Source organism: Chryseobacterium sp. RU33C, assembly GCF_900156015.1.
GTDB classification, from domain to species: Bacteria; Bacteroidota; Bacteroidia; order Flavobacteriales; family Weeksellaceae; genus Chryseobacterium; species Chryseobacterium candidae.
The window spans coordinates 84,242-108,724 of sequence record NZ_FTMT01000019.1 but is presented as its reverse complement, the minus strand read 5'-3'; the positions used below and the strand labels follow the sequence as shown (position 1 = coordinate 108,724).

Genomic DNA, 24,483 nt, shown 5'->3' with positions numbered 1-24,483 from the left:
CCTGTTATACCTGTTAAAGTGTCTGGAACTGGTGTATCAACTGTCTTCAGCAGCTTCGGAAGTGCTTTTGGCCACTATAGAAAGTGTCTGCAGCTGCTCATTAATTGGTTATAGCCATTTCGTAAACTGCCTGAAGCCATTTAAGAAATGCCTTCACACACTTTGGTAAGTATCTCCGGGCACTTTATCAAATAGGTATAACTATTTTACAACCGCCTCAAACGTTTTCATAACTTCCTACAGCCTTTTACTCAAGCAGCTGGAGACCGTTATGGAACGCCCTTCAGTCCCTTATATAACCGGGTATAGCCCCTTATCCAAGGGGGTAGAAGGAGTTGATGAAGGGGGATCGTATCTTATGAAAGTGGCTGATGATTGTATTTTCTGATAGATTTTACATAAAACCATTTATTCTTCCTCTCTTTCTCCTAGAGATTCTTTCAGCTTTATCAATTCAGCTTTTACAAACTCCAGGCGGTCAATCAGAGTGATGGTTTCTGAAATTTTACTGTTGGTGGTCAGAGCGATGCGGGCACCGTCCAGCGTGTATCCTTTTTCTTTTACCAGATGGTAGATCATCTGAAGATTTTTGATGTCTTCAGGAGTGAAATACCGGTTTCCTTTTCTGTTTTTTTTAGGCTTGATAATCGGGAATTCCTGTTCCCAGTAACGTATTAATGAAGTGTTTACATCGAATGCTTTCGCAACTTCTCCTATAGAATAATACAGTTTATCAGGTAAATTTATTTTCATTTTACAACTCCTAAACTTCAAAGATAAAAATTTTTTAAAGTTTAATCCAAAATATATTGTAAAAAGTGCGGTCATACTTTGTTTCAAAGGTATTTATGGGGTTAAATTTATCATTCAGAAACAATGTTTGTTGTCGCAGATATAAAGGATCATGATAAACTGGTTCTTTTTTGTCTAAATTTGTGAATGCTTACGATATATACATATAAATGAATCCGATTTCTGTTCTTCATATTGACCTTTTTCAGGCGGGTAAAAATACTTCAGATTTTTATTTTAACACAATGAAGAATCATTTGGTGGTGGGACATCGTCATATAGAAAAGCCTCACAGACATGATTTCTATGCTGCGGTTCTTTTTACCAAAGGAACAGGGGGGCATGAAATAGATTTTCAAAGGTATGAAGTTTCGGAAGGCAGCCTTTTCTTTCTGTCGCCGGGACAGATTCACAGCTGGGAGCTTTCGGAGGATATTGATGGGTATATTTTCTTTTGTTCCCAGGAGTTTTATGAAATGCATTATGTAAATCAGAAACTCAGAAATTTTCCCTTTTTCGGGTCTGTATCTTTTCCGAGAAAACTGCAGTTGGATGCTGGTGAGCTTAAGAAAAATATTAGCTTATTTCAGGAATTGGGGGAAGAACATCAGACTAAAAGTATCATGAAAGAAGGTCTGATTTTATCATTGATGTCTCAGATTTTCATCAATGCTGCCAGGTTGTTTTCAAGGGACTTTGATACAATGGATTCTGCTGCAGGACTTTCTTATTTTAAACATTATCAGGATTTTGAAAATCTGATTGAACAAAACTTCACAAAACATAAATCCATTACCTATTATGCTTCTTTATTAGGTATCTCATCCAAACATCTGAACAGGATTGTGCAAACTGTTGTTCAGAAAACGGCTACTGATATAATTACAGAAAGAGTAGTACTGGAAGCCAAAAGAATGCTCATGTATCTGGATGAAAGCCTCGTAGAAATTGCTTTTCGTTTAGGATATGAAGAATATTCCTACTTTGTAAGAGTATTCCGGAAAAGTTCCGGAATGACTCCTACGCAGTTTATGAGGAAATATAAGGCTTAATGAGTGTAAAATTTAAAGTGTAAGGTTTAAAGTTTGGGAGAGAGACTGTTGAAAACCACCCCGTCAAAAATTCTTTGAATTTTCGCCACCCCTCCAGCGGAGGGGAATTAGGGAAATATCAACTACCTTTTCTAATCCCTGCAACCTATCACCTATCACCTGCAGCCTAAAGAGCCAACTTAAACGGTCCTTCAAAAGTAGTTTCAAACGAATCTACCAGCTGTCCTTTTTCATCAAATACTCCGATAACCATGTTTTGTTTTGAGAATTTAATTTCGTCTTCAGGAAAGGAAATGTTGATGTTTCCTTTCAGGATCTGATCCCCTTTCAATATGATTTTTTCAGAACCGAAGTAGGTTATTTCTGCATTCGTGGGCGTGATCACTTTAATGGTAAGGGTCTTTTTCTCGTTGGATTTATTCAGAAGGGTATAAATAAAAGTGTTGGTGATTTTACCGTTTTTAACAAAGAATGTAGAACCTGCCGGTTTGATGAATTTGGCTTCCATAGAACCACGGTCGTACATTAAAAATCCCAGGAATCCAATTAACAACGCAAGGATAACGGTTGTTGCTTTCATTCTTGGCGTAAAGCGGAATTTATCCTGGTTTTCAATCTCAGCTTCTGTGGCATAACGTACCAGCCCTTTAGGTAAACCAACTTTCTCCATGATTTCATCACAGGCATCGATGCAGGCTGTACAGTTCACACATTCCAGCTGCTGTCCGTTTCTGATATCAATCCCTGTAGGGCATACCACAACGCATTGGTTACAGTCTATACAATCTCCTTTTCCTGCCGCTTTTCTGTCTTCGTTATTTCTCCATTTTGCGCGGCCTTCACCTCTTTTAAAATCATAATATACATTGATGGTCTGCTTATCAATCAATACTCCTTGCAGTCTTCCGTAAGGACAAACCAGCGTACAAACCTGCTCACGAAGCCATGCGAAAACAAAATAAAACGCCAGCGTAAAGAAGATCATAACTATAAACTTCAGTGAGTTGCCTTCAGGTCCTTCACTCATAATGCGGAAAACCTCTTCGTATCCTACAATATACATGAACATAAAGTGGGAAATAACCAATGAAATTAAAAGGAAAACAGACCATTTCGTCAGTCTTTTTCGTATTTTCTCTGCATCCCATTCCTGTCTGTCCAGCTTCATCTGCTTATTTCGGTCACCTTCAATCCAGTATTCGATTTTGCGGAAAACCATTTCCATAAAAAGAGTCTGAGGACACAGCCAGCCACAGAATATTCTTCCGAAAACGACCGTAAACAACATCACAAAAATAACAGAAGTTACAGCGCCTAAAGCTAGGATAAAAAAATCCTGCAGATAAAAGGGCTGTCCAAGGATAAAAAACTTTCTGTCGATCACGTTAATGAGAAGAAAAGGATTATTATTGATCTTTACAAAAGGCAGCCCAAAGAAAATAGCAAGAAGAAGATAGCTGGTGTAATTCCTGTAGTTGGTATACTTTCCTTTTGGTTTTCTTGGGAAAATCCATTTTCTTTTCCCGGTTTCATCCATGGTTCCTACGGAATTTCTGAAATCTTCATTTTCAATTTCCAAAGACTTGATATTGTTGGACTCTGCGCTCATTGTTTATGCTATAAAGTATTTTGGTACAATTTTCATCCTGACCGGTCTTATTTTCAGATTGATGTTTCTATGAAAAAATGATCGATTCTGTTATTGCAAAGCTCCGGATTATATCTTTTTATTACTAATATGATCTACTTCCAAAATAGGATAATTAGGACATTTTGTCTCTGTTGTTTTTATTGTATCAATATGGGAAAATATTTTGATACTTTTGGCCCATATCGTAAATTGCAGCATTAAAAATGAAGTATGAAGAATATCTTTAAAATAAATATGATTGGTTTGGTTTTCGCATTGGTAAACTGTCAATCAGTAAATTATAGTAAAATGTTTTATGAAGGAGTACAGCCGGAAAGGGTTTCCGACAAGTTCAGTTTCACAGAAGGACCATCAGCAGATAAAGAAGGGAATGTTTATTTCACCGATCAGCCTAATGATAAGATTTATTATTGGGATTGGAAAAGCAATAAGGTGATAGAGTTTTTAAATAAAACAGGAAGGGCCAACGGAACTCACTTTGATAAAGATGGATATTTGATTACCTGTTCAGACGATCAGGGAGAGATCTGGAAGATATCCAAAGATAAAAAAGTAGAAATTCTGCTAAAAGGTTTTGAAGGGAAAAGACTGAACGGTCCCAATGATGTATGGAATGATGAATTTGGAGGAATGTATTTTACAGACCCTTTGTATGAAAGAGACTACTGGATAGGCTTTAAACAGGAAATCCAGCATAAAAGCCTTTATTACAGGGATAGGACAGGAAAAGTCACCAAACTGGATACATTCACACAGCCCAATGGAATTGTAGGAAGTGAGAAATTAAAGAAATTATATATTTCTGATATTGACGCCGGACAAACCTATGTATATGATATACTGGGAGAAGGAAAATTGTCTGAGAAAAAACTGTTCTGTAAAATGGGTTCAGACGGAATGGAGCTGGATAAGCATGGAAATCTTTATCTGACAGGAGACGGTGTACATGTTTTCAGCCGTTTGGGAAAGAAAATCTATCATATTTCTATCCCTGAGAAATGGACATCCAACGTGGCTTTTGGAGGAAAAAACAATGATATTCTGTTCATTACTGCCTCAAAATCTGTATATACTTTCCCTACAAGGGTGAGGGGGATTAAATAGTTTTATGCCATAGCGACGAAGCAACCTCTTTTTATTACAGATGAGATTGCTTCACTTCGTTCGCAATGACAATTTAGGGGAAAGTCTAATAAGCAATCTCCATTTTCACTTTCTTACCTTTCAGTTTTTCATTCTGAAGTTTTCTTAAAAGAGCATTTACTTTATTTCTGGCAACGGCAACATAGGATGTAGTGTCCTTTACTTCAATAATTCCTACATCTTCTTTCTGAAGCTCTCCCTTCTTTAGCAAATATCCTACAATGTCTACTTTATTCACTTTGTCTTTTTTTCCTGCACTGATGTAAACAGTCTGGAAAGGTGTTTTTTGCGGAACTCTGGTAAATCCGGCAACACTTTCTTCAGGAGTATCATTTTTAATGAACGGGAAATTTTCCTCTTCAGTCATGATCAGGTAAACAAAACCTTTGGCGTTCATTCTTGCGGTACGCCCGTTTCTGTGGATGAAGGCATCTTCTTTTGGAGGAAGCTGGTAATGAACAATAGATTCTACCTCAGGAATATCAAGTCCGCGGGCCGCGAGATCTGTAGTAATAAGGATTCTCGCAGAATCATTACGGAATTTCAGCAATGCACGCTCTCTTTCATCCTGTTCCATCCCGCCATGGAAAGTTTCTCTGTCGATTCCCATCTGGTGAAGAAGTTCAGAAATACGGTCTACAGCATCACGGTGGTTGCAGAAGATCAAAGTTCTTTTATTTCCGATTTTACAAACCAGATTGAAAAGCGTATCCAGTTTCTCCTCAGGAATAGTCATCACTTTTCTCAGCTGCAGGTCTGGTTTTATATCATTTTCTTTAAGGAAGCTGATTACTTTTTCATCTTTTAAGCCTGTAAAAGCCGGAATTTCATCCATAGCTGTGGCAGATGTTAAAATTCTTTGAGAAAGTCCCTTTAGAGAATTGGAAATGAATTCCATATCATCATGAAAACCCAGTTCCAGAGCTTTGTCGAATTCATCAAGAACCAACGTTTTAATCGTTTTCGGATCAAAATTGTTATTTCTTAAGTGGTAAACAACTCTTCCCGGAGTTCCAATCAATACAGCAGGAGCTTCAATCAGATTATTAACCTCAATTTTTTTGTCATGCCCTCCATAGCAGACAGAAACTTTAAAATCTGTCCCCATGGATTTAAAAACCTGCTCAATCTGTAAGGCAAGTTCCCGGGCCGGAACCAATATCAATGCCTGAACACCCTGAACATTTTTTTTCAGATTCCTGAGAACAGGAAATAAAAAGGCTAGCGTTTTTCCGGATCCCGTAGGAGAGAGTAAAACAATGTCTGTATTGTTTTCAGAGGCTTTATAAGTAGATTTCTGCATTTGATTCATATCCTGAATCTGCAGTTTTTGATAGATCGGCTGTAATTCCATGCTGCAAAGGTAGTGAATTTTGGAGTTTGAGGGTTTGAGAGTGGTAGGGGTTTAGGGTAAGAGAGTTTGAGAGGGAGAGGAAAGTGTTGCTCTTCTTTAATTGTATGTCGCCGTCATTCTGAATGAAGCGAAGCGAAATGAAGAATCTCATTTTGTCTTTTACTTATTATATATACTCATGAACTACGTTCGTAAACTTTCAGTGTATGCTCAGCGTGACAGCGGATATTGCTTCATTCTGAATTTAAGACAGTTAATATTAGAATGTCATGCTGAGCTCATCCAAAGCGTTCTTTTAATCAAGATGTTGATTTTTAAATATATAAGTTAGATGTCAGCGTGCTGGAATCTATTGTTTATTTTAAATAAAATTCATATCTTTGCACCCACTTTTGTGGCGAAAAGGTTTGAAGGGTAAATTACTTACAATTAATTACTTCCGTATTTTTTAATCTGCATTTATTCAAACCGTTAAAAAAGAAGGAATACAAATTTTATTAGAAAATGTCAAAAGAGACAAATTCAGCAGAGGTTTTATTAAACCAAAACGTAGCACCAGAACAATTTGATTGGGATTCATTCGAATCAGGTCTTGATGCAGATGCGAGAAAAGAAAAAAGCGATTTAGAAGAAATCTACAACGGATCATTAAACAACCTGGACGATAATGACGTTTTAGTTGGTAAAGTTGTAAGATTAACTGATAAAGAAGCTATCGTAGACATCAACTTCAAATCTGAAGGTGTTATCTCTCTTAATGAATTCCGTTACAACCAAGGCCTTAAAGTAGGTGACGAGGTAGAAGTAATGGTTGACAAGAGAGAAGACAAAACCGGACAATTACAGTTATCTCACAGAAAAGCTAGAACGCTTAAAGCTTGGGATAAAGTAAACGAGCTTCACGAAACTGGAGAAATCGTTAACGGTTTTGTTAAATCAAGAACTAAAGGTGGTATGATCGTTGACGTTCATGGAATCGAAGCATTCTTACCTGGTTCTCAAATTGACGTTAAGCCAATTAAAGATTACGATCAGTTCGTAGGAAAAACTATGGAGTTCAAAGTTGTGAAAATCAACCCTGAGTTCAAAAACGTAGTAGTTTCTCACAAAGCATTGATCGAAGCAGATATCGAAGGTCAGAAAAAAGAAATCATCGCTCAGCTTGAAAAAGGTCAGGTTCTTGAAGGAACTGTTAAGAACATTACTTCTTACGGTGTATTCATTGACTTAGGAGGTGTAGATGGATTGATCCACATTACAGACCTTTCTTGGTCTAGAGTGAACCACCCATCTGAAATCCTAGAAGACGGACAAACTGTAAAAGTGGTTATCCTTGATTTCGATGATGAGAAAACAAGAATCCAGTTAGGTATGAAGCAATTAGAAGCTCATCCTTGGGATGCTCTTTCTGCTGACATGAAAGTAGGAGACAAAGTAAAAGGAAAAGTAGTAGTTCTTGCTGACTATGGTGCATTCGTAGAAATTGCTCCAGGTGTTGAAGGATTAATCCACGTTTCTGAAATGTCTTGGTCTACTCACTTAAGATCTGCCGGAGATTTCGTAAAAGTAGGTGATGAAGTAGAAGCTGAAGTATTAACTTTAGATAGAGAAGAAAGAAAAATTTCTCTTGGTATCAAGCAATTGTCTAAAGATCCATGGGAAAACATCGAAGCTAAGTATCCTGTAGGATCTCAGCATGTAGGAACTGTAAGAAACTTCACTAACTTTGGTGTATTCGTAGAGTTAGAAGAAGGTATCGACGGATTAATCTACATCTCTGATCTTTCTTGGACTAAGAAAATCAAGCACCCATCTGAGTTCTGCGCAGTAGGTGATAAATTAGACGTTGTAGTTCTTGAATTAGATATCCAGGCTAGAAGATTATCTCTAGGTCACAAGCAATTGACTGAAAACCCATGGGATAAATTCGAAACTAAATATGCTGAAGGAACTATCCACGCTGGTAAAGCTGTAGAAGTTCACGATAAAGGAGCTTCTGTTCAATTCGAAGATGCTGAAGTAGAAGCATTCTGCCCTTCAAGATTATTAGAGAAAGAAGATGGATCTAAAATCAAAAAAGGTGAAGATGCTCAATTCAAAGTAATCGAATTCAACAAAGAATTCAAGAGAGTAGTCGTATCTCACACAGGTATCTTCAGAGACGAAGAAAAGAAAAACGTTAAAGAATCTTCTTCTAGAAACGTAAGTTCTTCTTCTAACAACGAAGAAAGATCTACTCTTGGAGACATCGATGCATTAGCAGAGTTGAAAAGAAAAATGGAAGAAGGTAAATAATCTTTGAACCATTGATAAATAAGGAGCCGCTCAAATGAGCGGCTTTTTTTATGCGCATAGGGCAGGAGTGTAAAATGTAATATGACCTTCAAAAACAAAAACTATAAGGTAAAATAGAAAAAACTGATTTCTGTTGGTGTCGAAAATTTATAGAGGTTGTTTAAACTTTTATAATCATTATTTTAACTATAAAAGGCACAAAAGTTTTCTGCGGTATCATATTAAACTTACTTAAGTGAACTCAAGTGTTTTAAAATGAAACCTTTTGTGACTATTGTGGTTTTGTATTATTTGTTAAACTAACTTATAGAGAGTAAATGTTTGTATAAAAAATAAATAATATGGCAAGCATAAGGTGGCAGGCATAAATATAATTCAAAGCTATCGTAATTAAGAAATATGTAAATTAATTTTATAGTTGTATTTTTTATTTTATAGATTTATTTTTTAATTTTTACTATAAAAATTATTAAAGTAATGTGAATTATTTGTAGATTAGCGGCTTTAATAATGGATATGAAAAATAAAGCTCTACCTATTTTATTTGCGGTATTTTCTGTATTTCCGGCAATATTGTTCGGGCAGGATAATGAAAAACTGATTAAAGATTATATTTCTCAAAATAAGATAAGGGAATATAAAAAATCTGATCTGAATAATATTATTGTTGATAATGTAGATCCTTCAAAATCATTGAATGGTAATGTTGTTAAATTTTTACAGACTTATAACGGTTTGCCGGTATACAGTTCTGTAGGAACAGCATTGATTCAGGACAATAAAATTGTTTACTACACAGATAATTTTGTAAAAGATTATACTGCATCTACATCAGGTACAGCTGCTATCAGTAAAAGTACAGCACTTCAAAAGATTGCTGAAGATCTGAAGAATCCTGATATTGCGAATTTCACTATTCTTGAGTATCTTGAAAAAACTCAGAAAAAAGCTACTTCAGCGAATCAAAGACTGGTATATGCAACTGATGAGAACGGAAACCTGCGTTTGGCATATGAATATACCTTAATGGAGCCAAAATCGCCTAATTACTGGAATATTGTAGTAGATGCGAATAATGGAAATATTCTGTTGAAAAATAATCTTACATTATCTTGTAATTTTCATCACGATGCTTATTCATCCGATGCAGAATATACCCACGCCGATCATTTTGAAAATACCTTGGCGGGGCCTCAGAATAATATAGCTCAGAATAATAATATTCCGTTGCTTTTACCTGATAATGCTTCATATAATGTGTTTCCATTGCCTATTGAGGCACCCACTTTTGGTTCAAGATCAATTATTACCAACCCTTGGATACTGAGTGCTTCTCCTGAAGGATGGCATTCTGACGGAACCAATCATTACACTATTACAAGAGGAAATAATGTTTTTGCCTATGAAGATTCGGCTGGAACAGCTTTAACAGCACCTGATTATCTTACAGGAACTCCGGCAGACGGAGGGGCAACAAGAAATTTTGATTTCCCTTTTAACATCAATGAAACTCCGTTAAACAACAGGAACGCTGCCATTACAAATTTATTTTATCTGAATAACAGAATTCATGACATTTTCTATAAATTTGGATTTACAGAATCTGCCAGAAATTTCCAGCAGAACAATTTTGGTAACGGACCTGTTGGAGGAGATGATGATTCTGTATATGCAGAGGCGCAGGATGGAAGCGGATTAAATAATGCGAACTTCTCTTCAGGGCAGGATGGTTATAATGGAAGAATGCAGATGTATCTTTGGTCTCCGGTTGGAAGAGTCTTTTTCTATAATGCACCAAGTGCGGCTGTAACTCGTACACCGGGAGCCGGAACTGCACAGTTCGGTAATCCATTACCTATGAACGGATTAACAGGAGATGTAGCACTTTCATCAGTTTTAGATGGATGTACGGCTTTACCTGCAAGTTCATTGACTAATAAAATAGGACTGGTTGAAAGAGGAACATGTTCCTTTGCTATTAAAGTAAAAAATCTTCAGGATGCAGGAGCTAAAGCGGCTATTGTATATAATAACGTTGCAAATGGTGCTACTATAGGAAATATGGCCGGTAATGATCCGACAATTACGATTCCTTCGGTACTTATTAACAATGCAGAAGGAGAATATATCAAAACTCAGCTTGCGGCAAGTACCACAGTAAATGTTACCTTAAAAGGAAATATGACTCCTGACGGAAGCTTTGATAACGGAATCGTAACCCATGAATATGGTCATGGAATATCCAACAGAATGACAGGTACCGGATACAACTGTCTGAATTCAGGAGTAAGTAAAGAGCAGATGGGAGAAGGATGGTCTGACTTCTTTGCTTTAATGCTGACTAACAAAGCTGGAGACGATGCAACAGTAGCGAGAGGTACTGGTACTTATGCAATAGGACAGCCTATTACAGGTGGCGGTATCAGACCTGCAAAATATTCTACAAATTTAACGGTTAACGGATTTACATACGGAAATACCAACGGAATGGAATACAATAACGGATCAGCAATTGTTCCGGATGTACACTCAATCGGTTTTGTCTGGGCAACAATGTTATGGGATCTTCACTGGAAATATGTTGAAAAATATGGTTATGCTTCAGATGTATTATCTGCGACACCAAACGGAAGCACAAAAGTATTACAGTTAGTAACAGATGCTCTTAAACTTCAGGGCTGTAATCCTAGCTTTATTGATGGAAGAAATGCAATATTGGCAGCTGAGATGGCAACTACTCAGGGACAGGATAAATGTATGATCTGGGGAGTTTTTGCAAGAAGAGGTTTAGGAGTGAATGCATCAGCAGGCGCTAAAAATAATATCAATGACCAGGTTCAGGACTTTAACGTTCCGGAAGCATGTTTATTGGCTACCAATGATGTAAAGGCAGATAAGAACAATAACATTTCTATCTATCCAAACCCTGCCAAGGATGAATTCTATATTAAATTCCCAAGCAATACTTTAGGGAAAATAAGCGTAGAACTGTATGATATGTCTGGAAAGCTGGTTTCTTCTGAAGATAAAATTTCACCGGATGCTAAGAAAGCAATTTCTACAAGTGATCTTGTCAACGGAACTTATATGGTTAAAATCAAAGGACTTGGTTTTGAAGCTTCTTCAAAAGTAATGGTTAAAAAATAATTTACTTTTATAAACAATCTCAAAATCGCCACAAGCTTGCTTGTGGCGATTTTATTTATCTATCACCATAACACTTCAGATAGGTTTAATTTATATGTTGTACCTTTGCAGGCTGTTAAAAAATTATGAAGAAGAAAAATATACTAAAAGGTGTTTTATTTGTAGGAATTGGAGCTAGTATATACGGTATGTTGGCCACTTTTGTAAAAATGGCTTATCACGATGGTTTTACAACCTCAGAAGTAACTACTTCCCAATTCGTATTAGGTTTGACAGGACTTTTGATCCTCAACTTTATTCAGACCCTAACCTCAAAGCAGAAATTATCGCTGCCAAGTTCTAAAGAAGTAAGATTGCTCTTGCTTGCAGGAACTTCCTTGGGGGGAACAAGTTTATTCTACTATATTGCGGTACAATATATCAATGTTTCTATTGCTATTGTATTACTGATGCAGTCGGTATGGTTCAGTGTAGTGGTAGAAAGTATCCTTACTAAAAAATTACCCAACGCAAGAAAAGTGGTTTCTGTGGTTATCGTTTTGTTGGGAACAGTTCTGGCAACCAATCTTATTAATATGGAAATAGAACTAGACTGGCACGGAGTATTCTGGGGGCTTATGGCAGCCGCTTCATATACTTTGACGATGTTCACCTCTAATACGCTGGCTACTCATCTTCCGGTTTTCAGGAAGAGTATTATTATGCTGGCAGGAGGCTCAGTAGTGGTATTTGCATTTTTATTCTTTGCTCAGATAGGACCCATGTATTTTGATGGTTTAAAATCCTTATACCTGAATTTTACAGATAATACAGAACATATTCATCCCTTTAATTATTCAATATTCCTTACATATGGCTTTGTATTAGCCCTTTTTGGAACGATTATTCCACCCATCTTATTCAATGTTGGATTTCCCAATGCAGGATTGGGACTTGGAAGTATTGTTTCATCACTGGAACTTCCTGTTTCCGTTACCATGGCTTTTGTTTTGCTGGGAGAGAAAGTATTTTTCATCCAGTGGGTAGGAATTGTCCTGATTCTTTTTGCAATTGTTTTGATGAATTTACCTTCAAAAAAAGAAAAAGATGTTTCAATGGCATAATTATATAAAAAATATTTAACTAAAAATAACAGTTGAAACCGCTCCAAAAGGAACGGTTTTTTTAATTTTAATCCCTAAAATAAAGTCTCATGAAACATATCAGAAATATAATGACCGCATTTGCTTTGTCGGTCTCTGGTTTTATATTTTCACAGATAAAGCCTCTGGATGCAATGCTTTCTGATTATCAATATCCTTATGAAGTACATTTTCTTAGTTTCAGGTCTCAGGGTGAAAATTTGAAAATGGCCTATATGGATATACAGCCACAAAAATCCAATGGAAGAACTATTATGCTTCTCCACGGCAAAAACTTTAACGGAGCTTATTGGGAAAGAACGGCTAAAGATCTTTCTGCTAAAGGATTCAGAGTAGTGATTCCTGATCAGATAGGATTTGGAAAATCTTCAAAACCTCATGCGTACCAGTTTTCATTTTCGCAGCTGGCAGAAAATACAAAAGCAGTTCTGGATGAGCTGAAAATAGATAAAGCCATAGTACTGGGACATTCAATGGGAGGAATGATAGCGACCAGATTTACATTATTATACCCTGAAAAAGTACAGAAACTGATTCTGGAAAACCCGATCGGATTGGAAGACTATAAGACTTTTGCAGCCTACCAGACCATAGATCAGGCCTATCAGTCTGAACTTAAAAATACAGCGGAAACCTATAAAAATTATCAGCTGAAATTCTATTACGACAACAAATGGAAGGAAGAATACCAACCCTGGCTTGACTTAATTGCCGGATGGACACTTCATAAAGAGTATCCTCAGGTAGCCTGGGATGCAGCACTTACCTCAGATATGATTTACAATCAGCCGGTATGTTATGAATTTAAAAATATTAAAGTTCCCACATTGCTTATTATCGGAACAAGAGACAGGACAGCAATAGGAAAGGACCGGGCACCTAAAGAACTTCAGCCGAAAATGGGTCAATATCAGGAATTGGGAAAGAAAACCCAACGTGAAATTGCAGGTTCAAAGCTGGTAGAGATTGATAATGTAGGTCATCTTCCTCATATAGAAGTATACCCGAAATTTTTTGAAGCACTGTACAGTTTTATACAGTAAAAGAATAAAAATATTTGAAACATTAAGTTTAATAAAAAATAGTTAAACTTAATGTTTCTTATTTTCAAAGAAGAATAAAGTACAAACTCCAATTCCTGAAAACAGCACACAGGAAATTCCCAGATTCTGTATAAATCCGATACTTACCAATCCTAAGCCTATCAGAACATAATAAATTAATCCTAATAAAGCACCGGCACTCCCTGTTTCGTTCTTATAATGAATCAATGCAGTACTTAAAATATTGGGAATCGCAATGCTGAATGCCGTAATAATGAAGAAATAGGGAATAATAAAATAAATTCCTTTACCTGCCAGAATCCAGATAAAAACAGAAGCAGCTAATGTGGAAAATGTACTCATTTTAATTAAATATTCAGGATGTATATTCTTCAGTAACAGAAATCTATTTAGCTTTGCTCCTGCAAAGGTGCCACAAGCCAGTATTATACTGCTGTATCCAAAAACATAAGAGGAATAATGATTTTCTTTAAAGATAAATGGAGCGAGTGAATAGTATGAAAATAACAGAACATTAAAGCTCATGATCAGCAGGCAGCACCTGATGATTTCCTGGTCCCGAAACATTCGCATAAGTAAGCTCACCAAAACCTTCAGGTTAATTTCCTTTGTGAAATGATGAGTTTCTAAAATTTTTTTTCTGGAAAGTATTAAAAAAAGTATACTTATGATAAACAATGTAATAAATACACCTTGATGTCCGCCGGAGGAAGCCAGTATTGAACCTGTAATCATTCCTATTACTGGACTTATGGATAACCCGATTCCGATCCAGGAAAATACTTTATTGAGATTATCTTTGTCAAAAGTGTCTCTTAAAATGGTCTGCGTCACAATGGAACCTACAGAAATTCCAAATGCAGAAATAATTCTCGCTCCAAGAAGGATTATAAAATCAGGAGAAAAAACAGCAGTCAAAGTTCCGATTCCATAGGTGATGAGGCCGTATTCCAATGATTTTTTCCTTCCGATCCTGTCACATTGCACTCCCCAGAATGCCACACCCAGTGCAAATGCTATAAAATATAAACTGATTGTTAAGGTAACTGCTTCTTCATGTACTCGAAACTGTTCCTGTACCATGGGCAAAACAGGGCTGTAGATGGTTTCCACAAACTGCGGAAGCATCACAAGAACCGTCAGCAGCCAGATAGGATTTGTCTTTTTCATTTTTTTTCCTGCAAAGTTTCCAAAAAATACTGTATATTTATAATGATATAAAAACAAAAAATATCAGAAATAGGACATGGCTGTGCTGAAACAAAATCAATACTTTGATGCAGATTCAATACCGGAAAAAGTAATTGGAATAGCTTCTGACATGGTGATGCATGACTCTGGTTTTCATTTTCATACAACAAAAGCCCAATTGTTATATGCGCCATCCGGCTGTATGACGGTTACAACTTCTGACAGACAGCTGGTTCTTCCTCCGTTCAGGATGCTTTGGATTCCTGCCCGTGAAGTTCATCGAGTGAATTTCAGAAATATTGTGCCCTACAGATCCATTTATTTTGATGAAGATTATTCCAAAAAGTATATAAAACCGGATCTGAAAGTTCTTCATGTCAATACCTTGTTAAAAGAAATTATAGAAAGGATTTGTTGTTGGGAATGGTCAGCTCTCAAAAATGATCAAACCAATCTTTTAAAAGTATTCTGGGATGAAATGCAAAGGGCTCCGGAAGAAAAACTGACACTTACAATGCCACAGGACAGACGTTTTAAAAAAACAGTTGAAGAATGGACACAACGTTATTCCATGCCTCCAATGCTGAAAGATCTTGCAGCAAAAACCGGAGCAGTGGAGAAAACAATCAGTCGTATTTTTAAAAAAGAAACCGGACTGTCTTACCAGGATTGGAGACAGCAATGGCGGTTACAAAGGTCTATTGAGCTTTTGGTGGAAGAAAATTCAATAGGAGAGGTGTCGCATATCCTGGACTTTTCATCAGACAGTGCTTTTATTGAGTTTTTCAAAAAACAGACAGGCTCAACCCCTTTGCAGTATCTTATGAAGAATGAATAGTCTTTGTGCAGCTTATAAAAAGTACGATTGTGAACCGTGTCAACGTTTACAACCTTGACACGGTTGGTGTCATACAATATTTCTTGTCCTATGAAAAGCATGATTCATAGTAAATTTCATAAAATTGTACTACCAATACAATAATTTTATGAAAACGATTAATACAAATAGTGTTGAGAATTACGTGCATATACTTGAGGTCAACACTACTGCAGATAAAGTACATTATGCTTTGACTTATGAAATTCCTCTTTGGTGGACTGAATTGTTTGAAGGTTCCTTTTCCGAGGTGGGAAATCTTTTCACTATAAGATTTGGAGATCAGATTCACAAAACAATGCGGGTAGAGGAATTAACTCACAATGCAAAAATTGTGTGGCTGGTTGAAGACTCATTAATTGCTCTTCCCGAATTAAACAACCAGACAGAATGGATCGGGACAACAATTGTCTGGGAAATAAAGGAAAAGAAAGAAATTATTCAGATAAAACTTACTCATATCGGCCTGAATCCGGATATTGAGTGCTATGAGATCTGCTCGGGTGGCTGGCTGCAATTTCTTGGCAGTCTGAAAAAGTTTCTGGAAACCGGAAAAGGAACTCCCTATAAAAAGTAAAAAAATTGAAACAAAAAAAGAGACTGTTTATAAGTAAACAGCCTCTTTTTGTATGTATTGTTGTCTGAATTATTTCTTCTTGTAAGCAGCGTCTTTGATTCTTGCTTTCTTACCTCTAAGATCTCTGAAGTAGTAAATTCTAGCTCTTCTAACTCTACCTCTTCTATCAACTTCGATTTTTTGAAGTGCAGGCATGTTAATAGGGAATACTCTTTCTACACCTACATCACCACTCATTTTTCTGATAGTGAAAGTTTTTGTAGAACCAGTACCTCTTAATTGGATAACTGTTCCTTTGAAGAACTGAGTTCTGGTTTTTTGTCCTTCCTTAATTTCGTAATACACAGTAATTGTATCACCTGCTTTGAATTCAGGGAATTCTTTTTTCGCAATGTACTTGTCTTGTACGTACTTTAATAAATCCATTATTAATAAAATAAAATGTTAAAGCTAAGCAACTTACACGTTCTTCGTCAGAGGTTGAATAACAGGTTGCAAATGTACAAAATAGTTTTTGAATATTCCAAATATTTAATGTACTAAAAACTATAATTTTTTCATTCCGGTTTCGCTAAAAAATTAACGGTTTCTTTAAAGTACCATCAGACAGAGTTTATATGGGAATTCTACTTTTGCCCGAAGTAAAAAATCCGGATAACAGTTTTTTAAATTCCTGATTCACAACTTAAAACTATATGTTATTTTAAAATTAAAGCTATTATGAAACATTATTTTTTCTTTTTTTGTTTCGCGGTCCAGATGGCTTTCGGGCAGGCTTTGTATCCTTATTTACAAAACCCGACTTCGAATTCTATGATCGTCAATTGGAAAACAGCTTCCAATAATGAAACAACCGTAATCTACGGAGATTCTCCGGCAAATCTGAACGTGACAGTAACCGGAACTACCAATGTCTTCTCGGATACCGGATACAACAACAATTATTATTATCACACCGCAAAGATTACCAACCTTCAGCCGAATACCAAATATTATTATAAGATCAAAACCGGAACCAGTGAGTCGGCCGTTTATAATTTCAGAACACTTCCTTTACCAGGACAGGCTGTAACTGCCAATGGAAAGATCCGTTTCCTTATTATGGGAGACAACCAGATCAAAGCAGAACCGAGGTATGATACACTTACTTTGAATGCCTATAAAAAACTAAAGGAAAAATTCGGGGCTACATCAGATCCTTCCGATAATATTGCGCTTACTTTTATGGTAGGTGACCAGGTAGACGTAGGTACATTGGACCACTATGAAAATGTTCACTTTAAAAAGAATATCAAATTATCACCTTATCTGCCTATTCAGACAACGGTAGGAAACCATGAAACCTACGGAACGATGGGAATGAATTCTTACTATGCCCATTTTTATATTGATGAAATCAGTTATAAAGGGATAAGTTCTGGAAATGAGAATTATTATGCCCAGCAGGCAGGAAATGTATTGTTTGTAAGTTTAAGTTCCGAACATACCGGATCAGCACAGCAGACATGGCTTCAGCAGATCTTAACGGCAGCCAACAATGATTCTACAGTAGACTGGATTATTTCTTTGAGCCACAGACCATATCAGGCTGAGCAGTATGTAGGCGATATTTCTACTTGGGTAAGAGAAAATGCTGTACCGCTTCTGGTAACTTCTGACAAATATCTAATGCATGTAGGAGCACATCACCATCTGTATCATAGAGGACAGCTTAAAAATACACCAAATTATCAGATTATTTCCGGAGGAACAGCCTGGGATCAATACTGGGGAATGTCTAATGAACAGGATTTTGATGATGTTCAGAAAACTTTGACAGACTGGACCTATCAGATAGTGGAAGTAGATGTCCCAACCGGAAAAGTAGATGTTGAATGTTATTCAATAGGCGGAGTTTACAACAAGAAAAACAATGTATTGGTAGATTCTTTTCACAGGTATAAAAATCAGCCTAAACCGGCAAAACCCTCCATTACAAATACATTCTCAGGTCCAATTACATTACCTTTAACATTGAATGGAAGTGCGTTTTCATCTTCTAACGGAGAACTTTTAAATACAACACAGTTCCAGATCAGTAAAGCCTCAAATTTTTCTGTGATTGAAAAAGAATTTTACCGCGATTTTGAAAACTGGTTCGGAAAAGACGGAAACGGAACTCCGGATAAAACCAAAAACCTGAATGATGGAGTAGACATCACAAAAGCAACACTGGCTGCGAATTCTATTCCCAACGGAATCTATTACGTAAAAACACGCTACAGAGACAGAAACCTGGAATGGAGTGACTGGAGTGATGTGAAGCAGTTTGAAATTACAGGAAGTGTGGTTTCAAATCCTACATTTACTTTAAACAAAACAGAATATGCCCAAAATGAAGCAATTACCGCTACATTTACAGGCGGTCCGGGAAATCAGCAGGATTGGGTAGGAATCTATAAAAAGGGACAAACACCGGCATCTGCCACTTCACAAGGATATATTTATACAAATGGACAGACTGCAGGAACAGTAACGTTCAATAATGGTCTGGCTAATAAAGGTCAGTATTTTGCAGGATTCTTTGCCAATGGAGGATATACGGAAATCACCCCTAGGAAAAACTTTTATGTAGGACCCAAAGTACAGTTACAGACTACCGCTGATACGTATCCCGTAGGAGGAACGGTTGTCATCAATTTTACAGATGGTCCCAATTTACAAAAAGACTGGATCGGAATTTATAAAATGGGACAGACTCCGGGAACGACTGCCTCTATCAAATGGAGTTATGTAACAACTGCAGCCGGAACATTGAATTTTACAGGACTTCCAAAAGGATATTATTACGCTCAGTACTTATTGGAAGACGGATATAACGGAATCGGAGAGAAGGTATTCTTCAAAGTAGGAGATATTGTTACAGATCTTTGGATCAACAAACCGGTATATACTTTGGGTGAAAATATTACAGCTTCATGGACGGATTCTCCGGGAATCATCAAAGACTGGCTGGGAATCTATCCTCAAAGTGTTCAGATACCCGATGATAATTTTGTTTCTTATACCTATTTTGATGGGGTAACTCAGGGAACAAAAACCATTCAGGGAACAGCGGTACCAGCAACACCAGGAAATTACTACATGGTAATGTTTACCAATGATTCCTATACAGAAGTTTCAAACAGAGTACAGTTCCAAGTGGCTTCACCTACTTTGGGAACTGAAGAAACAAGAAGTACAGAGAAAAATGTAGTGTTGTATCCAAACCCAACCAAACCGGGACAACCTACTTTTATTAAAAGTGATTACCCGATTGAAAAAATTGAGTTGGTTTCAGCTTCGGGAGAATTATTGTATGTATCAAAAAATATCAATAACCAACGTTTCTCTTTGGTGAATGAAAATCTTCCGGCAGGCGTTTATTATGTAAAAGTACACGGAAGAAAACTGTTTACTTTAAAGCTGATTATTCAGTAAAGGAACACTTAATACAATTGTAATAGAGAGACTATCAGAAATGATGGTCTCTTTTTTATTTGTTGTGTTTTGAATGTAGTTTCATGATTGTTAGATGTTTAAATACATGAGGGTGGTGTTTTGAAAAAAAGTAAAATTCACTACTATTTCCGTTCACCGGATATCCCGGAAAATTTATTAAATTTAGCCAACAGAAAAATCTAATATTTCATGATAGATAAAAGAGTAAAAAATGCAAAGGAAGCCATCGAAGGAATTAATGATGGAATGACACTGATGCTTGGAGGATTCGGACTTTGCGGAATTCCTGAAAACTCAATCAATGCTTTGGTAGAAAGTGATGTGAAAGATCTTACCTGTATTTCAAATAATGCAGGAGTGGATGATTTCGGATTAGGATTACTGCTTCACAAAAGACAGATCAAGAAAATGATCTCTTCATATGTAGGAGAAAATGCTGAGTTTGAAAGACAGATGCTTTCAGGGGAACTGGATGTAGAACTTACTCCGCAGGGAACTTTAGCTGAAAAATGCAGAGCTGCCCAGGCCGGAATTCCGGCATTTTACACACCGGCAGGTTACGGAACTGAAGTAGCGGAAGGTAAAGAGGTAAAAGAATTCAAAGGAAAACCTCATATTCTGGAGCATGCTTACGATGCAGACTTTTCTATCGTAAAAGCCTGGAAAGGTGATCATGCAGGAAATCTTATCTTCAAGGGATCTGCAAGAAACTTCAACCATCCAATGGCGGGTGCTGCAAAGATTACCATTGCTGAAGTAGAAGAATTGGTAGAACCGGGACAATTAGATCCAAACGAAATTCATATTCCGGGAATTATGATTCAGAGAATCTTCCAGGGAGAAAAATTTGAAAAAAGAATTGAGCAGAGAACCGTAAGAACTAAAGAATAAGCTCAAACAATAAAAATAAAAGCGCTGAATATTTCATCAGCGCTTTTTTTATGCTTGAGGAGTAAGTGTTTTTCTTTCTCCGATCTGTTGCCTCCACATGGCGTAATAAAGTCCTTTTTCGTCAATAAGACTGGCGTGAGAACCGGTTTCTACAACCTGCCCGCGTTCAAGAACATAGATTTTATCCGCATGCATAATCGTACTCAAACGATGCGCAATAAGGACAGTGATCTGCTCCTTTTCTTTTGAAATATCCTTAATGGTTGTGGTAATTTCTTCTTCTGTAATACTGTCCAGAGCAGAAGTAGCTTCATCAAAAATTAACAGATGAGGTTTTCTTAAAAGAGCTCTGGCAATGGCAATTCTTTGTTTTTCACCGCCGCTCAGTTTCAGACCACCTTCACCGATAACGGTTTCAATTCCTTTTTCGGCTCTTTCCAGCAATGCGGTACAGCTTGATTTTTGAAGAGCAATTGCCAGTTCCTCCTCAGTAGCTGAAGGATTAACGAAAAGCAGGTTTTCTTTAATAGTTCCCGCAAATAGCTGGGTATCCTGCGTTACAAAACCAATCTGGTTTCTCAGTTCATCAAAATCAAATTCCTTTCCATTGATTCCATTATAAAAAATATTCCCTTCCTGGGGTCTGTACAATCCCACCAGCAATTTCACCAGGGTACTTTTTCCGGAACCGCTCGGTCCTACAAAAGCAATGGTCTCACCGTTTTTAAGGTCAAAAGAAATGTTATTTAAAGCTTTGTACTGAGCAGACTGATGCTTGAAAGAAACATGTTTGAATTCCAGTTCCTCAATAGCTCCGATTTGTTTCGGATGAATAGGTTTTTCTTCTACTTCTTTTTTCATCAAACGGTCAAAATTCTGAAGAGAAGCTTCTGCCTCACGATAAGAAATAATAATATTTCCAATTTCCTGCATAGGCCCGAAAATAAAGAAACCGTAAAACATCAGAGATAAATACTGACCTGGCGTGACAATATTTTTAAAAATTAAAAATAAAAGGGTCAGTGTAATCAACTGCTGAAGAAAATTGACCATGGTTCCCTGAATAAAACTCAGAGAACGGATGCTTTTCACCTTTCTCAGTTCAAGGCCAAGAATCTTATACGTATTGTTATTTAAACGGATCACTTCCTGATTGGTTAATCCTAAACTTTTAACAATCTCAATGTTTCGTAGGCTTTCAGTAGTGCTTCCGGCTAAAGCTGTGGTTTCAGTCACAATATTTTTCTGAATCACTTTTATTCTCTTGCTCAATAAATTGGTGACAATGGCAATAAAGAAAATACCACAGATATAAACCGGCATAATAGACCAGTGTAAGCGGATCGCATACACGGAAACGAAAATAATACTTACCAGAATTCCAAAGAATATATTGATGAAATTTGTGATGAATTTGACCGTATCTTCTCTTACCTTCGTCAAAATAGATAAGGTTTCACCACTTCTCTGATCTTCAAATTCCTGATATGGCAGCGCCATAGAGTGCTTTAAACCGTCTGTAAATATTTTCGCTCCAAACTTTTGAGTGATCACACTTACTACATAATCCTGAAAGGCTTTGGCAATTCTGCTCACCATTGCTGTTCCGATAAGCAGTCCCAAAAAATAAAAAGCTCCGTGATATACAGAACTTCCGTATAAATATTCATTCAGATTTCGGGGCAATAGCTTTTCTTTATCAAAAAAGTTGGGATGAGTAACCAGCTGATCAAGGATATTTCCTGTGATCGCCGGAGCAAATAAAGAAAAAACCTGGTTGATAGTAGCCAAAAATAAAGAGATGATTATCAGCCACTGATAGGGTTTAAGATATCTAAAAAGTATTTTCATTCTGTTAAAAAATAATGAAACAAATTTACAGATATTATTTTAACTAACAGTGTTAATTGTTGAATACAACAAACCCCTTTTGTATTCAAGTGAAAATAATTAAATTGCAGTCTAAGTTTTTATTATGCTTACAAAAGAACAAATTGCCAAAAGAATTTCAAAAGAACTGAAAGATCGTTATTATGTAAACCTGGGAATTGGGATTCCTACTTTGGTTGCCAACTATGTTCCGGAAGGTATTTCCGTAGAATTCCAGAGTGAGAATGGAGTTTTGGGGATGGGACCTTTCCCTTTCGAAGGAGAAGAAGATGCTGATATTATCAATGCCGGAAAACAGACTATTACTATTCTGGAAGGAGGTTCATTCTTTGATTCAGCCTTCAGTTTCGGGATGATCCGTAGTCAGAAAGTAGACCTTACCATTCTTGGTGCCATGGAAGTTTCAGAAAACGGAGATATTGCCAACTGGAAGATTCCCGGGAAAATGGTAAAAGGAATGGGTGGCGCTATGGACCTTGTAGCTTCTGCTGAGAATATTATCGTTGCCATGATGCACGTAAATAAAGCAGGCGAAAGCAAAATCCTTAAAAAATGTACACTTCCCTTAACTGGCGTAAACTGTGTGAAAAAAGTAGTTACTGAATTAGCTGTTCTGGATGTAACTCCGGAAGGATTCAAGCTGGTAGAAAGAGCACCGGGTGTTTCAGTAGAAGATATTATTAAAGCAACAGAAGCTGATTTGATTATCGAAGGAGAAATTCCTGAAATGCAATTTTAATCTGATACAATATAAAAGTTCCGGCCTCACTTTGTGAGGCCGGAACTTTTATATAAGTGACATCGGAACTCGCCGCGTTAAAAAACTAATTCCTGTGAACGGTAAGAAAATTCTTTTGTCCGAAGCGCGAGGCAAAATCAGAACCGATAAAGAAATAATGATTCGCGAAAGTTGAGAATTTTTAGAGAACAGGACTTATTTTTAGCGAAGAGATCCAGGTCTTGAACTTTTTTTTTCTTTTGTTTGACTACGTCGAATCTTCGATTTCAAGACAAAAGAAATTAGAGTAAAAAAAGCTGTTTCATCATTGAAACAGCTTTTATATCTAAATGGTTGGTATGCAAATCTAACATCTCATTTATTTCCCATCCTGAGCACCAAATACCTTCTGCAAAATACTTGTAGTTCTCATGGCAGGTGTATTTCTGATTCCGCTCTCTTTGTCTGCCACCATTTTAAAAACTCCGTTTATGGTTTCTGTAGTAACATATTCATTAAGGTCTGTTGTTACAGCCTGCCCTGTAAAAGTATTATATTTTGAAATCAGATTTTTCCAAAGTGTATCAGCACCTACTTTACCTAAAGAAGCTTTTACTTTAGGTTGAAAGGCATTGAATAGTTGAGTCTGGGTTTTTCCCTGGAGATAGTTGGTTGCTGCATTATTACTTCCTAATAAAATGTTTTTAGCATCTGTAATAGTCATAGAAGTAATAGCGTTTGTAAAAATAGGTGCAGCTTCTGTTACGGCATCTTCAGCCGCTCTGTTTAATAATTTTATTCCTTCATCAGCAAGGCTTCCCATTCCGATTGAACGTAGAGTTGTATCAATTTTTCTTAATTTTTCAGGCATTAAAATCTTTACCGCTTCATTTTTGAAAAAACCATCTGTTACGGCCAGTTTTTTTACTCCATCCGTTACACCCATGCTTAAAGCCTCTTTTAATCCTGAAGAAATCTGACCGGAAGTAAGGTTTCCAAGGTTGGAAGATGAAGGGTTGGAACCAGAAGTTGTAGTGGTAGTTTTAGCAGGAACTGCTGTGGCATTATTTTTTACCGGAACATTCAGATCTACACCGGTTTTATCTTTAACAGCAGATTTTATGATATCAAAAATTTGTGCCTGAGCTGAGAAAGAAAATAATAAAGCGGTTGCCAGAAAAATGTTTTTTTTCATCCTGTTTTTTTACAAATTTAACCC

18 protein-coding genes are annotated in these 24,483 nt (G+C 36.7%); 11 read left to right on the top strand and 7 right to left on the bottom strand.

Annotated features, from left to right (window positions below; genetic code table 11):
• Positions 1–408: 408 nt before the first annotated feature.
• Positions 409–753, bottom strand: a complete 345-nt coding sequence (locus BW946_RS16035) for a MerR family transcriptional regulator (RefSeq protein ID WP_076597126.1) — start codon at positions 751–753, stop codon at positions 409–411.
• A 209-nt stretch (positions 754–962) separates the two neighbouring features.
• Here BW946_RS16035 and BW946_RS16030 point away from each other — a divergent pair, with 209 nt between their 5' ends.
• Complete coding sequence (locus BW946_RS16030) at positions 963–1,844, top strand: AraC family transcriptional regulator (protein WP_076597125.1); 882 nt, start codon at positions 963–965, stop codon at positions 1,842–1,844.
• A gap of 166 nt (positions 1,845–2,010) precedes the next feature.
• On the opposite strand, the gene ccoG is transcribed toward BW946_RS16030, so the two are convergent.
• Entirely contained in the window at positions 2,011–3,453 is a 1,443-nt protein-coding gene (gene ccoG, locus BW946_RS16025) for a cytochrome c oxidase accessory protein CcoG (protein ID WP_076597124.1), read from the bottom strand.
• A 252-nt stretch (positions 3,454–3,705) separates the two neighbouring features.
• On the opposite strand from ccoG, the gene BW946_RS16020 reads away from it, so the two are divergent.
• Entirely contained in the window at positions 3,706–4,599 is an 894-nt protein-coding gene (locus BW946_RS16020; protein WP_076597123.1) for an SMP-30/gluconolactonase/LRE family protein, read from the top strand.
• 85 nt (positions 4,600–4,684) lie between these two features.
• On the opposite strand, the gene BW946_RS16015 is transcribed toward BW946_RS16020, so the two are convergent.
• Entirely contained in the window at positions 4,685–5,992 is a 1,308-nt protein-coding gene (locus BW946_RS16015) for a DEAD/DEAH box helicase (RefSeq protein WP_076597122.1), read from the bottom strand.
• Between the two features lie 504 nt (positions 5,993–6,496).
• On the opposite strand from BW946_RS16015, the gene rpsA reads away from it, so the two are divergent.
• The 4 genes from rpsA to BW946_RS15995 all read left to right on the top strand — a co-directional run bounded on the left by rpsA (position 6,497) and on the right by BW946_RS15995 (position 13,619).
• On the top strand, positions 6,497–8,287 hold the full coding sequence (gene rpsA, locus BW946_RS16010) for a 30S ribosomal protein S1 (protein ID WP_076597121.1): 1,791 nt from the start codon (positions 6,497–6,499) through the stop codon (positions 8,285–8,287).
• A 516-nt stretch (positions 8,288–8,803) separates the two neighbouring features.
• On the top strand, positions 8,804–11,434 hold the full coding sequence (locus tag BW946_RS16005; RefSeq protein WP_228402618.1) for a T9SS-dependent M36 family metallopeptidase: 2,631 nt from the start codon (positions 8,804–8,806) through the stop codon (positions 11,432–11,434).
• Positions 11,435–11,559: 125 nt separating this feature from the next.
• Complete coding sequence (locus BW946_RS16000) at positions 11,560–12,537, top strand: EamA family transporter (protein WP_076597119.1); 978 nt, start codon at positions 11,560–11,562, stop codon at positions 12,535–12,537.
• Positions 12,538–12,647: 110 nt separating this feature from the next.
• Positions 12,648–13,619: an alpha/beta fold hydrolase gene (locus tag BW946_RS15995; RefSeq protein ID WP_410493463.1), complete on the top strand. Its 972-nt coding sequence runs from the start codon at positions 12,648–12,650 to the stop codon at positions 13,617–13,619.
• Positions 13,620–13,667: 48 nt separating this feature from the next.
• Here BW946_RS15995 and BW946_RS15990 read toward each other — a convergent pair whose 3' ends face one another.
• The gene (locus tag BW946_RS15990; protein ID WP_076597129.1) at positions 13,668–14,810 is read right to left on the bottom strand and encodes an MFS transporter; all 1,143 of its coding nucleotides are present in this window, start codon (positions 14,808–14,810) and stop codon (positions 13,668–13,670) included.
• A 76-nt stretch (positions 14,811–14,886) separates the two neighbouring features.
• Between BW946_RS15990 and BW946_RS15985 the strand changes: the two genes are divergently transcribed.
• On the top strand, positions 14,887–15,669 hold the full coding sequence (locus BW946_RS15985; RefSeq protein ID WP_076597117.1) for an AraC family transcriptional regulator: 783 nt from the start codon (positions 14,887–14,889) through the stop codon (positions 15,667–15,669).
• Between the two features lie 148 nt (positions 15,670–15,817).
• Positions 15,818–16,285 carry an SRPBCC family protein gene (locus tag BW946_RS15980; protein ID WP_076597116.1) on the top strand — a complete coding sequence of 156 codons (468 nt, stop codon included), beginning with the start codon at positions 15,818–15,820 and terminating at the stop codon, positions 16,283–16,285.
• A 69-nt stretch (positions 16,286–16,354) separates the two neighbouring features.
• Here BW946_RS15980 and rplS read toward each other — a convergent pair whose 3' ends face one another.
• Positions 16,355–16,711 carry a 50S ribosomal protein L19 gene (rplS, locus tag BW946_RS15975; RefSeq protein ID WP_002980648.1) on the bottom strand — a complete coding sequence of 119 codons (357 nt, stop codon included), beginning with the start codon at positions 16,709–16,711 and terminating at the stop codon, positions 16,355–16,357.
• 294 nt (positions 16,712–17,005) lie between these two features.
• On the opposite strand from rplS, the gene BW946_RS15970 reads away from it, so the two are divergent.
• Together BW946_RS15970 and BW946_RS15965 are read left to right on the top strand one after the other, a co-directional pair.
• Positions 17,006–19,744: a fibronectin type III domain-containing protein gene (locus tag BW946_RS15970; protein WP_076597115.1), complete on the top strand. Its 2,739-nt coding sequence runs from the start codon at positions 17,006–17,008 to the stop codon at positions 19,742–19,744.
• Positions 19,745–19,954: 210 nt separating this feature from the next.
• Entirely contained in the window at positions 19,955–20,656 is a 702-nt protein-coding gene (locus BW946_RS15965; RefSeq protein WP_047376945.1) for a CoA transferase subunit A, read from the top strand.
• A 48-nt stretch (positions 20,657–20,704) separates the two neighbouring features.
• Here the strand turns inward: BW946_RS15965 and BW946_RS15960 are convergent, their stop codons facing one another.
• Complete coding sequence (locus BW946_RS15960; protein ID WP_076597114.1) at positions 20,705–22,507, bottom strand: ABC transporter ATP-binding protein; 1,803 nt, start codon at positions 22,505–22,507, stop codon at positions 20,705–20,707.
• Between the two features lie 124 nt (positions 22,508–22,631).
• Between BW946_RS15960 and BW946_RS15955 the strand changes: the two genes are divergently transcribed.
• On the top strand, positions 22,632–23,285 hold the full coding sequence (locus BW946_RS15955) for a CoA transferase subunit B (RefSeq protein ID WP_076597113.1): 654 nt from the start codon (positions 22,632–22,634) through the stop codon (positions 23,283–23,285).
• 358 nt (positions 23,286–23,643) lie between these two features.
• On the opposite strand, the gene BW946_RS15950 is transcribed toward BW946_RS15955, so the two are convergent.
• Entirely contained in the window at positions 23,644–24,459 is an 816-nt protein-coding gene (locus BW946_RS15950; RefSeq protein WP_076597112.1) for a DUF4197 domain-containing protein, read from the bottom strand.
• Positions 24,460–24,483: the final 24 nt, after the last annotated feature.